Annotated in this window: 12 protein-coding genes and 1 pseudogene; 4 read left to right on the forward strand and 9 right to left on the reverse strand. The window is 59.8% G+C overall.

Annotated features, from left to right (window positions below):
* Nucleotides 1–93: 93 nt before the first annotated feature.
* From ASG03_RS03460 to ASG03_RS03470, 3 genes are all read left to right on the forward strand, one after another.
* Entirely contained in the window at nucleotides 94–1,602 is a 1,509-nt protein-coding gene (locus ASG03_RS03460; protein WP_062692231.1) for a hypothetical protein, read from the forward strand.
* Nucleotides 1,599–3,944, forward strand: coding sequence for a hypothetical protein (locus ASG03_RS03465; RefSeq protein WP_062692233.1), 2,346 nt, complete (start codon nucleotides 1,599–1,601; stop codon nucleotides 3,942–3,944). Before ASG03_RS03460 ends, ASG03_RS03465 begins: the two co-directional genes overlap by 4 nt.
* A gap of 130 nt (nucleotides 3,945–4,074) precedes the next feature.
* Nucleotides 4,075–4,848 carry an RES family NAD+ phosphorylase gene (locus tag ASG03_RS03470; protein ID WP_162241357.1) on the forward strand — a complete coding sequence of 258 codons (774 nt, stop codon included), beginning with the start codon at nucleotides 4,075–4,077 and terminating at the stop codon, nucleotides 4,846–4,848.
* A gap of 933 nt (nucleotides 4,849–5,781) precedes the next feature.
* Here ASG03_RS03470 and ASG03_RS03475 read toward each other — a convergent pair.
* The 6 genes and pseudogenes from ASG03_RS03475 to ASG03_RS03500 all read right to left on the reverse strand — a co-directional run bounded on the left by ASG03_RS03475 (nucleotide 5,782) and on the right by ASG03_RS03500 (nucleotide 10,774).
* The gene (locus tag ASG03_RS03475) at nucleotides 5,782–6,252 is read right to left on the reverse strand and encodes a (R)-mandelonitrile lyase (protein ID WP_062692237.1); all 471 of its coding nucleotides are present in this window, start codon (nucleotides 6,250–6,252) and stop codon (nucleotides 5,782–5,784) included.
* A 27-nt stretch (nucleotides 6,253–6,279) separates the two neighbouring features.
* Nucleotides 6,280–7,074 (reverse strand): carboxymuconolactone decarboxylase family protein, encoded by a 795-nt coding sequence (locus ASG03_RS03480; protein WP_062692239.1) that lies wholly within the window; start codon nucleotides 7,072–7,074, stop codon nucleotides 6,280–6,282.
* A 195-nt stretch (nucleotides 7,075–7,269) separates the two neighbouring features.
* On the reverse strand, nucleotides 7,270–8,016 hold the full coding sequence (locus ASG03_RS03485) for an SDR family oxidoreductase (protein ID WP_062692241.1): 747 nt from the start codon (nucleotides 8,014–8,016) through the stop codon (nucleotides 7,270–7,272).
* An 84-nt stretch (nucleotides 8,017–8,100) separates the two neighbouring features.
* Complete coding sequence (locus tag ASG03_RS03490) at nucleotides 8,101–9,183, reverse strand: alpha/beta hydrolase (RefSeq protein WP_062692243.1); 1,083 nt, start codon at nucleotides 9,181–9,183, stop codon at nucleotides 8,101–8,103.
* 31 nt (nucleotides 9,184–9,214) lie between these two features.
* Nucleotides 9,215–9,574, reverse strand: a pseudogene (locus ASG03_RS03495) (cyclophilin-like fold protein); the annotation flags it as partial.
* A 12-nt stretch (nucleotides 9,575–9,586) separates the two neighbouring features.
* Nucleotides 9,587–10,774: an MFS transporter gene (locus ASG03_RS03500; RefSeq protein WP_062692245.1), complete on the reverse strand. Its 1,188-nt coding sequence runs from the start codon at nucleotides 10,772–10,774 to the stop codon at nucleotides 9,587–9,589.
* 130 nt (nucleotides 10,775–10,904) lie between these two features.
* Here ASG03_RS03500 and ASG03_RS03505 point away from each other — a divergent pair, with 130 nt between their 5' ends.
* Nucleotides 10,905–11,798, forward strand: coding sequence for a LysR family transcriptional regulator (locus ASG03_RS03505; protein WP_062692247.1), 894 nt, complete (start codon nucleotides 10,905–10,907; stop codon nucleotides 11,796–11,798).
* 62 nt (nucleotides 11,799–11,860) lie between these two features.
* On the opposite strand, the gene ASG03_RS03510 is transcribed toward ASG03_RS03505, so the two are convergent.
* The 3 genes from ASG03_RS03510 to ASG03_RS03520 form a co-directional block, all read right to left on the reverse strand.
* Nucleotides 11,861–12,355: a hypothetical protein gene (locus tag ASG03_RS03510; RefSeq protein ID WP_062692249.1), complete on the reverse strand. Its 495-nt coding sequence runs from the start codon at nucleotides 12,353–12,355 to the stop codon at nucleotides 11,861–11,863.
* A gap of 113 nt (nucleotides 12,356–12,468) precedes the next feature.
* Nucleotides 12,469–13,026 carry a hypothetical protein gene (locus ASG03_RS03515; protein WP_062692250.1) on the reverse strand — a complete coding sequence of 186 codons (558 nt, stop codon included), beginning with the start codon at nucleotides 13,024–13,026 and terminating at the stop codon, nucleotides 12,469–12,471.
* 883 nt (nucleotides 13,027–13,909) lie between these two features.
* Complete coding sequence (locus ASG03_RS03520; RefSeq protein ID WP_062693026.1) at nucleotides 13,910–15,160, reverse strand: cation:proton antiporter; 1,251 nt, start codon at nucleotides 15,158–15,160, stop codon at nucleotides 13,910–13,912.
* Nucleotides 15,161–15,378: the final 218 nt, after the last annotated feature.

Consider the following 15,378-nt stretch of genomic DNA (forward strand, 5'->3'; position numbering starts at 1 on the left):
CGACGCTTAATGCCGGGCTAAAATCAATATTGCCAACTCTTAGATCTTCCCGCCCTATAGCGCTATTTGTAAACCGATGCCGGTGAGACTTGAATGATAGCTGAGCCTGAGTGGACGGAGCGGATCGACAAGCGTGGACTCGACCCTCTCGGGATGCAGAATGCCGGCGTCGCGCTTTATCAGTCTCTAGTTCCGGGCATCAGCAACGTCACTTTGCGCATCCGCTACTACGGCCTTTATTGCTGGGTAAGCGAGGCTTACGCGCGCGAAAAGGGATCCACAGACTTTGCCGAATGGCGCTCCTGGGTCCGGCGCGCCGAAGCTCTTTTCGCGCTCGTCGCGTCCTATCATGGAGGCGAGGGTGGGGTTGGCGGTGTCGAGTGGGCGGACCGGAGGCTCTCGCTTGAGGAGGCTGAGATAGATTTCACGCAGGCCGCTTCTAACGACGCGAACGTGACTCGTTACCTCCGGCAGTCGTTGGGCGTCTTCGGCGGCGCCTACTATTCGCAGATGGTGGAACTCGGACTTTTCGTTGAAGGAGACCATGGTATCCAGCGGGCAAGCAACGGTCTCGGACTGGCCGCGGCCCAGGCCTTTCGAGAGGCGATTGGAGACGAGGTTGAGGCCCTTCTGATCGAGTGCATAAAGTCGGCAAAGGTCACGCCCTCGATCTTGGACGAGCTCTGGCCGATCCTCCCCTCGCAGATTCTCGAAAATTCGGACGAGCTGGCGATCTACGACCAGCTCCTTTTCATGACAGGAGCCGAAGCGACGACAGGTGACCTGAGTCGCACGGCGTCCCTTAAGCTCGTCCTAGCAACATCGAAGGCTATGGCCGGCCGCCCTGATCCGATGTCCGTCCGGTGGCATCTGTTCTCGACGCCCACGTTCGGTGACGACGATCTGGACCGGCAGCGCGTTCGGTGGGAAGCTTACCACTGCCACGATTTCATGCAGATCGCCGCAGCGGCCTTTCTGGAATGGGCTCTCGCTCTCATGGGAGAGCAGGATGCAGGTTTGACGCTCGCCGAAATCCGTGGAGAGATCTGGGGACGGCTCGGGTTGGATGAGAGTGCGGACGAACGGTGGTCCGCTTTTCAGCATAGGCTAGGAAACGAGGCATTCGACTATCGCGGTAGGTGGTCGAACTTGACAGGACGACGTGGAACTCCGGAAGCAAAGGCCTGGGACGCGATTTCGACGCTCGCCGCGCTGTTCGAGCGGATAGCATCGGACGAACGTCTGAGCGAAGTGATGCGGCGGGAGCTTCCCATCTCAGGCAATGCAAGGTCCATCGTGACGGAGATGAACTGGTTCTCACGCCGGGCGGATGAGCCCGTTCGCGACCTGATTTCGGCATATGTCATCGAGCGGGTGGTCCTTAGACATAGCTGGGTCGCGATGCAGAAGCTCCGGAGACAGAAGGACTACACGTTTCTGTTCGAAGTTCGCGACGGACGGCTCCTTCGCCGCAATGGATACGCGCCGGTCGCCACGACTCCACGGCTCAACCCCGCCATCCAGTTCCTCGTGGACGTCGGACTGGTCGATGACGACGGCCTCACTGAACGTGCCGCAAAACTGCTCGGAGGGACGGCGTGAAGTACCTCGAGCGAATGGCGCGTCGGAGCGGAGGACGCCCGTATCATTCAGCCGTCGCGACGACGTTCGCCGTCGAGTTCTCGGCCTTGGAAGAGGTTATGCTCCCCCAGCTCGTGGCGAGTGGTGCGACGAACATCCTCGTCGTCGCGGACGAGCGCATGGCCTCCATGTCGCTGTCGGACGGTTCCCGCCTTCCGTCGCAGTTGGGTCGTGACTACGCGCTAACTTCACCACCAGTTGCCGACGGTCTCTTCCACCCGAAGGTCGTTCTGCAGCTCGGTCGCAAAGGCGGTCGCCTTTTCGTCGGATCGGCGAACATCACCGCTGCCGGCCTTGCAGGCAACGCCGAAGCCGTCATCGAAATCGAATGCGGCGACGAACCCGGTCCCGAACGTGACATCTTACGAGCTGCCTGGGCCTACCTGGAAGGCCTGGTCAAGGAGAGATCTCGCTCTGCGGTCGACGCCCTAGACTGGATCAAGGACAGAACGCCCTGGCTGCGCGGCGGAGGCGAGGCGGGGACGGCGACGCTCGATGATGGGACGCTCATCGCGTTCCTGACCAACGCTGCCGACGACGGGATCGGGCGGCGGTTCCTCGACCTCGTCGGTGATGTCGCAGTCGAGAGCCTCGTCGTCGTCAGCCCCTACTGGGACGAAAACTTGTCTGCGCTCGAGTTCCTCCAGCAGCAGCTCCGGGCGGACAGAATCTCCGTTTTGCTGGATGCCGAGAACATCGGGTTTCCTGTCGAAGCGGAACGACCGGCAGAGGTGGAGTTCAGAAATCTGCCCCGCAAGCTCGCCGGCCGGTTTACCCATGCGAAGGTCTGCGTTGCGAGCACCGCGGAACATGATCATGTGCTAGTCGGAAGCGCCAACTGCACGACGGCCGCGCTCGGCTTACTCGGACCTTCGAAAAGAAATGCTGAGGCCTGCATCTATCGAAGGCTCCCAGCGGGCGCGGCGGCGAAGGCCCTTGGTCTGGAGGAGATACTAGAACAAGATCCGCTCGACCCTGATGATCTGATCGAGGCCGGGCGGTCTCCACCCATTCCGCTCGAAGATATATCTTCTCGGCGGCCCGGCTTCTTCGAAATGGAAGGCGACGTGCTCACATGGATGGTTCCGAGCGAGGTGCCGAGCGAGGGAGTCATTCGCCTGCTGGACGGAAACACCCAATTGATCGACACTATCGCCTACGCGCTCGGATCCGAACGCCCCAACGTGACGTTCCGGATCACGGCCGAACGCAGGAGCGCGATAAGCTTCGTGACAGTCGAATCCGGCCAGTTCGTCTCCAGCAGAGCCTACGTCATCCAGCGGTCCTTGCTAAGAAGCCGGCGCCGGGAAATAGCGACCGGATCCGTTGCGAAGGCGATTGAGATCTTCGATGCGCACGCTGACTTCGAGCTCTGGATGCATCAGGCGGCCGACGAGCTCGCACGGGCAGACCTCAACGAGATTTCGACCGCATCGATCGCGTCGTCCCGCGCCTCCCACGGTCCCCGCACCGAGGCGAAGCAGCAGGAGACGCGCTTTCTGAGCTACGACGAGTTCATGAGGACGCGTGTTCCGGACGCTCGTTCCGACGAGCGCCAGAACGCGTTGTCGGGCAAACATTCCGACCGTATCCGCCAGTTCATGAACGAACTCGTCGGCCAGTCGCGCGCCCTTGTTCACGAAGATGAGGCCGAGGACGACGAAGACTGGATGGATCTTGGGGACGAGAACGAGGTGGCCCTGACGGAAGCCGCCACGCGGCGGGCCGAAATGAAAGAAGAAGAAGAGGAAGATAGCCCCGCTCATGAGATCTGGGTTGACGCCAAGCAGTACGAGAAGATGGTCGGCCTTTATGTCGAGCGAGTGACGGCAGGGGACGAGCCGCTTGGTGCGCCCGACGTTCTTCGTGTCCGCTTCTGGTTGATGATGCTCCTTCACAAAGCTAGGACGACTCATCTGCCGAACGGTCTTGAGCCTTCCACGGACGACCGCGGCTGGCCTCGTATGGCATTCAGAGTGATCTCGTCGTTCTTCTGCGGAAAAAGGCCTCCCGTCCGACGTCTCATGATCGCCCGCGAATACAATTCGATGCCTGCAGACTTCCTGGAATGCTGGGCGACGGTTCTGTGGTCGTTGGACACCATCGAGGCTGTTCTACCCAAGTCGCCGAGGACAGAGAAATTTTTGCCATTTGTCGCGCGGGTGCGAGCCGAAGTTAAGAAGATACTCGGATTGACCCCGTCAGAGCTCGAAAGCGACGTCGTGGTCGACCTCTGGAGAGCGATGGATGATTCGCTTGGCGCGAGACTTCTCAAAGAGAGAGAACCGGTTGCGGCCGGCTGATGCCATAGCTGTCGAAAGAAATGTCGGCATAGGAAGCGCGCGTTGTCAGGAAAACCTTCTTGAGCATGTTCCTGGACCAGTTGAGCATATAGTACTGACGTAGTGATTGACGATCATGGGGAGCGGAGTCGTGACTGAAGAGCGTTTGGCTCGAACTTTCAAGTCGCATCGTGATTATCATCATTTCCGACGCGAAGTCGTGAAGTCGCGTCGTTTCATTCGCTCTCCGGAGACGGAAGAATTTCTGCAAGCTGTCGCCGCGACGTGTCATACCCGAGAGAATATCGTTAACGTGGGCACGAGGTTAAGGCGCGCTCAAGTGGCACATGGCCTGAGACCGATATATCAAACCGGTGACGACGGTGAAGACATCTACATCGACGACATCGAGTGCGCGGCCAACAAGACCCGCATGATGCCTTTGCGTGATCGCGCCAGCGACGGGCGCGTGAACACCCGTGGCATACCCTGTCTCTATATGGCGACAGACGACTCCACGGCAGTATCGGAAGTCAGACCTGCGATCGGCGCTTACGTGACTGTTGCCGTTTTGAAATGTATGCGCGAACTGAAGCTTATCGACTGCAGCATTCTCGCCGAAAAGCAGTTCATATACCTCAAAGAGCCGGAACGCGCGGAGTTGGAGAAAGCAGTTTGGTCGGATATCGACAGGGCATTTTCAACGCCGGCAGATCGGTCCGACGACGCAGCGGAGTACGCTCCAACACAGATCCTCGCTGAGTTGTTCCGCTCCCTCGGTTACGACGGCGTGGCGTACAAAAGCGCGTTTGGTGAAGACGGCTACAATGTGGCGGTTTTCAATATAGACGATTTTGAAGTCGAGTGGTGTCGACTATTTCGAGTGGAAGACATCACGCACAAAATCAAGCAGCAAGCCGACTAAGCTGCGTTAAAGGGGCGCACAACTCGCACCTCTCTGAGGACGAAGCGGCTTTCACGAATACGCGAACCCAGCTCTGGAGGACCTAAATAAACCGTGCTGAAACGAGTCCTTCAGCAGGCGAAGCGGCACGTCTTCAATCTTCTGCGCATGGCAGACGCGCGGTCGGAAAGTCTGCTTTCAGGCGCGCCTCCCTAAGGCGTGTATGACCGACATCAAGGCGCAAAGCTACCGGGCGATTAATGGCCGCCTCACCGCAAACTTGAGGTTCGAAAGCGGAAATTATTGCCGCTTGACCGCCTAGTTGACTGATGCTCAAAGCCAGGGCACAAAGGTGGCATCCAAGGTCGCTCGCGGCGGGAAAATAGAGGGAATTTCAAGGCCTTTATACTAAGCCATTGAAATAATGTGAGAATCCAAGGTCCCCAGGAAAGCCGTTTTTCGGGCCTATTCCCTCTTTCAGTAGTTGCGGAAAAGTTGGCGTCTTTTCAGCTACTTGGCCCGAATTCTCTTCAAGTGGTATGTGACGTTCCCCAGATCCCAAAATGCTTGGAAGTCTCAAAAAGATGGCTGGGGACCCCGTTCGAGTACTTCAAACAGTCTGTGACTGAACACGGCTATCGGTCCGACAAGAGACCGTGTTTTTCGATCTGGCGGACAAAGGAGGAAGACATGCTAACATTCAAGCACCGGACGCTGAGGCCCCGAGGTATGGGCTAGTACGCCCAAGTGGGTTCTGGATTGCATGAAGAGGCCTCTTCCATTGCAGATCATCGTCACCTCGTTCCGCGGCATAGGCGACCAGGCGAGAGAGCGAGGCACGGCCCCGACAGGTGCGGGACCGCTGTCTAGTTTCTCGAATGCTAAGCCAGCTCCTTATCTCGCGGTATCGGTCGTTCGACTTCCGGATCATCGAGGCGAGTGGGTCGACGCTACCTAGTCAAGATACTGCTCGTCAGAAACGAGCTCCAACCACTCGGCGTTCTTGCCGTCCTGGATGTAGGTAATGGCGTAGTGGCTCATCGCGTTCTGCGCGGTGCCGCCATGCCAGTGCTTGACGCCTGCCGGGATCCAGACGGTCTCGCCCTGCCGGATCTCCTGACGTGCCTGACCTTCCTGCTGCACCCAGCCCTTACCTGCTGTGACGATCAGCATCTGACCAAGAGGGTGGGTATGCCATGCGGTTCGGGCACCGGGTGCGAAGGTGACAAGCCCAGACGACGCTGGCGTCGAAATCGAAGTAGGCAGCAGCATGTCAACGACGACATTGCCTGTGAAGTTCTTCGGATCAGCGATGACTGACGCTGCAGCGCCGACGGGGTTGACTGTAATGCCTTCGGATCTAGCCGCAGGCGCGTCAGCCAAGGCCATCGTGGAAAGAGTAGCGGCGATGAGAGTGTTCTTCATAAAAGTCAGTCCTTCTTGCTTGTTGGTTTACTGCTGGCGCTTCTTGAGCACTTCGGCGACGACAGGCCCTGCCGAGAAGGCATTCGGCCAGCCCGCGTAGAAGGCGACCTGCGTGACCACCTCGCCCGCCTGTTCCGGGGTGAGTCCGTTGTCGAGCGCCCTGTTGAGGTGACCTGCGAGCTGAGCGACCTGACCATTGGCCATCAAAGACGTGATGGTCACGAGACTGCGATCACGAGGCGAGAGATCCGGTCGCAGCCAGACATCCATAAACAGCGGATCCGTCGTGAAATCGGCCAGCCCAGGTGACGCATCGCCCAGCAGGCCCTGCACCGCCTTTTGGCGCGCAGCCTCACCCTCCTGGTTGAGCGGCATGAGATCCGGAGAAGCTTCAGGCAACTGATCCTCGCCTATGTTGCGCTCGGCGAAGATGTCATGGGCGACAGCCACCGCCGACATCGCGTTCGTCCAACCCGCATAGAATGCGAGATGAGTAATGATCTCGGAAAGTTCCTTGGGCGTCACGCCGTTGTCGAGCGCGAGGTTGATGTAATGTGGAAGATCGGCAGCCTGGCTGCGGGCGACGAGGATGGCGACGGTAACGACGCTGCGGTCGCGGATGGAAAGCTGCGGGCGAGCCCACAGGCCCTCCACGACGTCTTCCTTCTCGTATCGCCCGAGAGCGGGGGAAACGCCCCAGATGACGTCCGAAGACACGCTTGATGATCTGGTCATGGTCGAACTCTGCTGTGAGAAGGCGGGGGAGGATGCGATGGTCGCAAGAGTTAGGGTGGCGGCGGCCAGGAATTTCACGGTCGTCATCCTTTCTTTGATGGACTTGCCATCTTGAGATAGGAGCGAGCAAACGCAGGATTAGACAGCCGTTTCTGATAGGGTCTATCTGATATGGACAACAAAGGTCGCGCGAGACTTGGAACAGAAAGACGACCTAGGGCTGTCCCTTCGGCCGTTTTCGATTGGGTCTGATAACCGCCGCCGGGCAGTTTGAAGTCTTAACTACAGTTCCTGTGCCGTCGGGCGGAATAGGATCTCGTTCACGGCGACATCATCGGGTTCACTGATTGCGAAGGCGACCATCCTCGCAAACGTGTCGGCTGGTACGCCGACCTGGCCTACGTAATCCTGATTCGCCTGCTGCACGTCCTTCTCGCTGATGTGGTCAAGCAGCTCCGTCTTGACGGCTCCGGGCGAGATGATCGTCGTGCGGATGTTGTAAGGCGCCATCTCCTGCCGCAGCCCCTCCGACAATGCCCTCACTGCGAACTTGGTCGCCGAATATACGGCGGAGCCGCCGAAGAGCTTGTGGCCGGCCACGGAGGATAGGTTGATGATGTGGCCCGACCTCTGCTCCTTCATATGGGGGAGCGCTGCGGCGATGCCGTAAAGGACGCCCTTGACGTTAACGTCGATCATCTGGTCCCATTCGTCCACCTTCAATCGATCCATGGGCGAGAGCGGCATGACGCCCGCATTGTTGATGAGCACATCGACCCGTCCATAGGTCTCAACGGCCGTGTCGATCAACTTCCGTAGGTCCTCTTGCCTCGTCACGTCGGTGACGACGGCAGTGGCCTTGTGGCCGGCTTCACTGAGTTCGGCGGCCAGGGCGTCGATCCGATCGGAGCGGCGCGCTCCAAGGACTACGTTGGCGCCCTTCGATGCGAGATAACGGGCGGCTGCAGCACCCATGCCGCTCGAGGCGCCCGTGATGACGATGGTCTTGCCAGCGATATTGTCTGTCATTTCGTGTCTCCTGATGAGAGGCCAGACGGCGTTGTGACCAGAAGGTCACCTCGCCGCCTATGATACTTCGACCGGCGGCCCGGCTTATGCCAGGTGCTGACCGAAAAACTCGGCCATCCGGTCGAACGGGATTTTATCGACGCGGTCGTAGAGATCGGTATGGTTTGCGTCTGGAATGATCATCAGTTCCTTCGGCTCCGCGGCCGCTGCGAACGCGGTTTCACTGAAGTAGCGCGAGTGAGCCTTCTCGCCGTGGATGAGCAGCACCGGACGCGGCGAGATCTCCGCGATGTAGGTCAGGATGGGCATGTTCATGAACGAGATCGGCGTGGTCTGCGACCAGGCGTTGCCCGAGTTGACAGCGCGCTTATGATAACCACGCGGCGTCGAATAGTAGTCGTGGTAATCGACCATGAACTGCGGTGCATCTGGACCAACCTCGGCGTTATACGCCGGCTGATAGGCGGGTGTGCCCTTTTCCGCATCGATCCAGCGCTGCCGGCTCAACTGCTCCAGCGTCTGGGTGCGTTGCTCTAGGGTAACGCTGTCGTTGTAACCCTTGGACATGACGCGCGTCATGTCGTACATGGTGCTGGCGACGACTGCCTTGACGCGCTTGTCGACGGCAACGGCATTCAAGGCCATGCCGCCCCAGCCGCAGACGCCGATCACGCCGATCCGTTCGCGATCGACTTCCGGCCGCAGGCCGATGAAGTCCACCGCCGCACTGAAGTCCTCGGTGTTGATGTCCGGCGAGGCGATGTTGCGCGGTTCGCCCCCGCTCTCTCCGGTATATGATGGATCGAAGGCGATTGTAGCGAATCCGCGTTCCGCCATCGTCTGCGCATAAAGCCCGGACGACTGTTCCTTCACCGCGCCGAACGGCCCGCTGACGACGATTGCGGCCAGCCTACCGTTGACCCGCTTCTTGGGAAGATAGAGATCTCCCGCCAGAGTGATGCCGTAGCGGTTCTTGAACGAGACCTTCTGATGGTCGACCTTGTCGCTCTTGGGGAAGGTCTTGTCCCATTCCGCGGTCTGAGCCAGGGCCTGGGTGGCGGCAGCCGCCGGGATGAGGCTCATGGCCGCGACGGCGACACCAGTTGCTTTCATCAGGCCGCGCCTGCTCGAATTGAAGCCGTCCTGCGTCTCAATGCGCTTGCTCATTTGGAAGTCTCCTGTCTGGATGGATTGAGTGTCATTGGATGCGCTCGATGCGCAGCGGGAATTCCCCAGGCACGTGAAGCGCTTCATAGCCGGCGTCGAAGCGACCAAGCCGGACGAGGCCCGGATGCTTGTAGTCGGCGTAGAACATCGCGAGATTTCCCCAGGGCATGTAGTAGCAGAGGTCGTATGGCCGCTCGTTCGAGAAGGGATTGCTTCCTTCGACCGTCAGCTTCCGAGGCAGGTGCGCGATCTTTTCGTTCGGTCCGAAGTCCTCGATCTTGAGATCGAGCGGCAGCATGGAAGCGAAGTCACGGGCAGACGGATTGTCGTAGAGCGTCGCCGTCATCACGTGGTCCCCGAAGGTAAGCCTTATCTTCACGTCAGTCGGCTCCTGTTGGAACACTCATGAGGCTCTCCTGACTGTGTACCAGGCGACGATCGACGCGAGCGCTGAGCCGACGAGTAGGGCCGCGCTAAGCACGAAGGCGGACCACCAGCCCACCGCATCAAAGAGGAGGCCGCCGATGGAAGCCCCCGCCGTGATCGCGAGCTGGATGACGGCGACCTGCAGCCCTCCTCCCGCCTCGGCGTCATCTGCGAGATATTGGCTGAGCCAAGTCCCCCAGCCGACAGGAGCCGCCGTACCGAAGAAGCCCCAGCCGACGAGTGCGGCGAACACGGGAATCTCCCTGTCTCCGAACGCGATCAGGAACAAGGCAAGGCCTGCCATCGCCAGGGGTATGACAACAAGAATGCTGAACAGACGCTGCCTCAGCAGTGTACCGATCAACCAGGTGCCACCCGCCCCAGCAAGGCCCATCACGAGCAGGAAGGTGGAAAGCGCCTCAATCCTAAGGTGGGTCACCTGCTCCAGGAACGGACGCAGATAGGTGAAGAGCGCGAACTGTCCCATGAACAGAAGCAGGATTGCCATCATCCCAGCGATGACCGGGGGACGCTGGAGCAGCCTGAACACGTTCGGCGATGACTTGCTGGTCCGCGCCGGCAGCATGGGAAGGCTGATAAACTGCCAGAGGATCGCAAGAAGGCTGACCGGAACGACGAGGAAGAACGCTCCTCTCCAACCGATGTAAGCGCCTAAGAGGCTGCCGACCGGAGCCGAGATGGTCGCGGCGATCGCATTCCCGGCGTTGAGCAGGGCCAGCGCCGTAGGCACCTGGCTTCCGGACACAAGCCGCATGACGATCGCCGTCGACATCGACCAGAAGCCTCCGATCGAGATGCCAAGAAGTGCCCGGCCGATCATGAGAACCGAATAGGTTGGTGCAAATGTCACGATAAGGCCGGAGATCGTCAGAAGAGCGGTCAGTCCAAGAACGACGATCCTCCGGTCGAGCCGACGAGTGACCGTCGCGATGAACAGACTTGTGAGGACTGCGAAGACGCCCGAGATCGAGATGGCCTGCCCCGCCTGCCCCTCGGAAATGCTGAGGCCCGACGCAATCGGTGTCAAAAGACTGACCGGCATGAACTCGGAGGCGATCAGAACGAAGACGCAAAGCGTCATGGAGAAAACTGCTCCCCAAGCGGCTTTCTGGCTCTCCATGCTATCTTCGAAGGTTATGCTCATGTCATGGATCCTTGGGTGCTCGCGTTTCGCGCCATGCAGGAGAAAGATATTGCTGGGGGACTTTGCGAACAATCCGTGCTAATCCGCATGAAGTTATCGATACTGAACATCAATAGGAGCTTGGACGAGCATGCTGCGGGAGGATGTGAAGGATCTGCTGTGGTTCATCGAGGTGGCGAGGGAGCAGAGCTTCACCAAGGCGGCAGCCACGCTCGGCACCTCTCAGTCCACCCTCAGCCATACGATCAAGCAGTTGGAGGCGCGGCTGGGAGTGCGCCTGCTGACGCGGACGACTCGCAGCGTCGCGACAACGGAGGCTGGCGAACGTCTGCTGCAATCGCTCGCTCCAAGATTTGAGGGGATCGAGGCAGATCTTGCAGATCTGGTGGCTTTCCGGGAGAAACCGTCGGGCACAGTGCGCCTGACGCTCTCTGATCATGCTCTCCAGACGACGGTCTGGCCTAAGCTGAGCCGAGTCCTGTCCGATAATCCTGACGTCAAGGTCGAGCTCTACAGCGACAACGGGATGCGCAACATCGTCGAGGAGCGTTTCGACGCCGGCGTCCGGCTCGGCGAGAGCGTCGACAAGGACATGATCGCCGTGCGCATCGGCCCCGACTGGAGGCTGCGGGCCGTCGCCTCCCCGGAATACCTCGCCAGGCACGGGATCCCCAAGACACCGCAGGACCTCGTCAGCCATGTCTGCATCAACACGCGACAGGCAACATGGGGCGGCTTCTATGCCTGGGAATTCGAGAAGGACGGGCGGGAGCTTCGGGTCCGGGTCGACGGGCAGCTCAGCTTCAACTCCTCGATTTCCCAGATCGACGCCGCCGTTAAAGGATACGGGATCGCTTATATACCGGAGGATCTCGTGGAAGGACATATCCAGGCGGGAGCGCTGCAGGCTGTCCTCGACGATTGGAGCGAGCCGTTCACGGGATACCACCTTTACTATCCCAGTCGACGCCAGATGTCCCCCGCGATGGCACTGATCGTAGATGCTCTGAGACATCGGAGCTGAGCAGGCGCTGCTTGGTGTCTAGGCTTTGCCCGATCTGGCACTTGGCTGATTCAGTCTCGCAGTCAGGTGTATGCTAGAAGCCGTCCGGCAAAGATGATGCCTGTCCATGCAGTCAATGATACCGCTGCCCCGACACGGGCAGCGATAGGGGCTACCGGGGCCTCAGTCCATCTATGGACGCTACGGTAGATGCCGCCGTGGAAGACAGCTACATTGAGGCCGGCAAGGATCAGCAGACCGAACTTCCACGGTGCGGCTCCGGCGCTGGCGATCACGGTCGCCTGCGCACTGAGCAGTGCGACGCCGGTCGTAGCGGCGATGGCCAGGCCCGCATGGGAGACCGGAAGCAGATAGCGCGCCGCTGTGTTGACGGAAACGGTGCGGTGTCCCACGCCCAGGAGGCGGAAGTCGAAGGTAAAAGCGGGGCCAACCAGAAGAGCAATCCCGAGGATGTGGATGGCCTCGAGCACAGGATAGACGTAGCGGGCATTCCGTACCACGTCGCCAAGGGCTGAACTCTGCAACATCATCAGCAGAGAGCTAAGCAGATCAAGCATATCCGTTCACGTTTATTCCGAGGGTGATCGCGCAGGTGAAAGGATCTTCCCACACCTGCTGAGATGACGGCGACAAGGATCACCTCACGCCATTAGTCTGTAGTGGCCGAAGCCTACTTCGGAATGGGGGCTCGCACCGGAAGCGTATTGCCCAGCACCTGGTTTACCGGCACATTGTCATCGCCGTACCAGAATACGACCGGACGAAACAGGCCGTCGTCTGTCCGATTGATGTAGCCGACGGCCTGGAAGCGCTCGCCGATTTTCAGCGCACGGCCCAGGCCCCATCTGCCCGACCACGCAGGAGGGGCGATGATGATTTCTAGCTCCTTGTGGGGACCTTTGTATGAGTGAGCAGCATTGACCCGACTGCTGTCCTCAGGATCTTGCAGCTCCTCAGGTATCCTCAGATCAGGAGTGTCGGCAGGCATGCTGCTGTCCAATGTGACGTCAAACTGGGAGTGCGGGTTCCCCCACACGCCGTCCGAAGAAACCGTTCCCGAGATATAAATGAGGCGATCGGTCTCGAAGCCAGGCCACCCGTGATGCGCGGCGGCAGGAGACACCGGACCCAGAACGGCTCCAAGCGCGATCAGCGCGGCAATCCCTGACGTGGCTAGCTGTCGAAGGACCCTAATGACGTTAGGCGTATTCACGACCATGCTTTTCATCTGGCGCTCCCTTTCTCGCCGATCGCGCCTACGTGTTGAGCGACATCGGATGCTAAGAAGATATCAGTGCGTGGGGCGCTCGATTAGCTGCCGTAGATCGCATGTGCTTATTGGAACGGGACATAAATCCACGGACTATTGCACCGGATGTCTCCTTTTGCGCGGTCGACACCACGACATCCATGACCGATTTGAAGCCGCAAAGATGCAGCGCCGCTGTACGCCGTTATCGCAAGACTTGAGCTCCTGGACCGGAAATTATTGCCGCCCGCCCGTCCTGTTGACTGATGCCCAAAGCCAGGGCACAAAGGTGGCATCCACGGTCGCTCGCGACGGAAAAACAGAGGGAATTTCAAGGCGAATTCGATAAGCCTTTGAAATCATGTGAGAATCCAGGTTCCCCAGCCAGCTCTCTCGTTTTCCCCTGAATTTCTTGTTTTTTCGGCCTTTTCGGATCCCGTTCTGGCATCAACTGCGACCTGATGCCCAGAACTGATGCCCACAGGTGGTGTCCATCGCTTCGCGCGAGGGCAACACTGAGGGCTGTTCAAAGGGCTAGAGCCTCATGACGGTTCGTCACCACGTCGAGAACCTGATCCGTCGGGGAAACATCTTTTATTGGCGGCCGCCTGCTGCCGGTTGAGCTCATCCTGCAGGTCGGCTCCGGCTCAGGCCTTGCCATGGTGTTTGCTCCTGATCGCAGCCATCATCTGGAACCTCGGGCACACGGCCTTGCCACCGGCCCAGGATACGATCCGACACATGGGCCGGCAAAGAGGCCGGCGACGGGTGCGAGGGATTTCAGATTCGGTGGTGGCTGCATCCTGCTCCAAGCGCCCGACGTCGTCGCAAGCGGTCTTCGGAAAGACGCATGCGGTTCCTGTCAGACACGGCGCCCGTGGCTTCTATCGAGCCAGCGCATGGCAGGTGTCACCGTCAGGCCGTGGATCAAAATCGAGAAGAGAACGACAAGGCAGAGGATGGCCCAGAGCCTGTTTCCGTCCGAAAAATCCCCGTGATTGATGGCATAGCTCACATAGTAGACGGATCCGACACCTCGAATGCCGAAGAAGGCGATCGAGACCTTCTCGCCCCGTGTCGCAGCGCTGCCATGCATGCCGAGGAGCCCGGCAAGCGGACGAATGGCCAGCAGGATCACGGCAGCCGCAAGGACATCCCGCCAGCCAATACCCGCCAGCAGTCCTCCGGCAATTGCGCCGCCGAAGGCCAGAAGCAGGACCATCATGGTGATCCGTTCGATTTGCTCCGTGATGTCGTGCATGTCGCGCTGGAAGTCATGGTTGCGGTGCGCGGCACGCAACGTCAGCGCCGTGACGAAGACGGCAAAGAAGCCATAGCAGTGAAGCATCTCGGATACGCCGTAGGAGACGAAGGTCGCGGCGATGGCGACCAAGCCGTCGCCAGTCTTGGCGAGCGTATCTCCTGGCATCCGGAATGTCAGCCACCCAAAGAGGCGGCCGACCAGCCAGCCGCACACCACGCCGGCGGCTGTTTCCCACAAGACGTTATAGGTGATCCACTCGGCGAGCCACGGCTCGCCTGTGCGGGCCGATAGGCTCAACGCGATCGCGAGATGCACGAACGGGAACGCCAAGCCGTCGTTCAAGCCGGCCTCAGACGTCAGGGCGAAGCGGACGGTGTCCTCGCCGCCGTCCAGCGGACCACCCACCTGGATGTCCGCGGCGAGAACAGGATCGGTCGGCGCAAGGCTGGCTGCGAGAAGGAGCGCGGAAACGGCGCTCAGGCCCAGGACGCTGACACCCACGACCATGATCGCGGCGATGCTGAGTGGCATGGTGATGAGGAGCAGCCGCCAGGTCAGTTGCCATTCCCTGAACGAGAAGACGCGATCGATCTTAAGGCCCGCCCCCATCAAGGCCACGATGACCACGAATTCCGAGAGCCGCTCGGTGATATAAGGGTGTGCCTGCGGTGAGAGGTCTATGGCGACGTAGCCGGTGGCGGAGATCAACCCACCGATGATGAGACAAACGATTGGCAGCGAGATGGGGCGGCGGCTGAGGGCGAGCGGGAGCCATACGACGAGAGCGATCAGGATGCCCGCTGCGGTCAGGGCGACGATGTAGGCGTCCGGTTCCCATCCCTGGCTCACGTCGCGAAACCACCCAAGGGCTGGTTCATCCTGCTTCTCCTTCAGAACGCTTTCCAAGAGAGGTAGGTCAGTGTTCTAAAAATTCTCGTGCCCGCCCGGTTTATCGAGAGGACAGGGTGCTTCGATTTGCGCGACGTTCCTTGCCGGGCAGCAGGTCACGAGGTTGGACGACGTACCACGGTGCAGCAGCCGACGAGGACGCCCCCCCCCCCCCCCCC

It is taken from the genome of Rhizobium sp. Leaf341, assembly GCF_001424325.1.
GTDB lineage: Bacteria > Pseudomonadota > Alphaproteobacteria > Rhizobiales > Rhizobiaceae > Ferranicluibacter.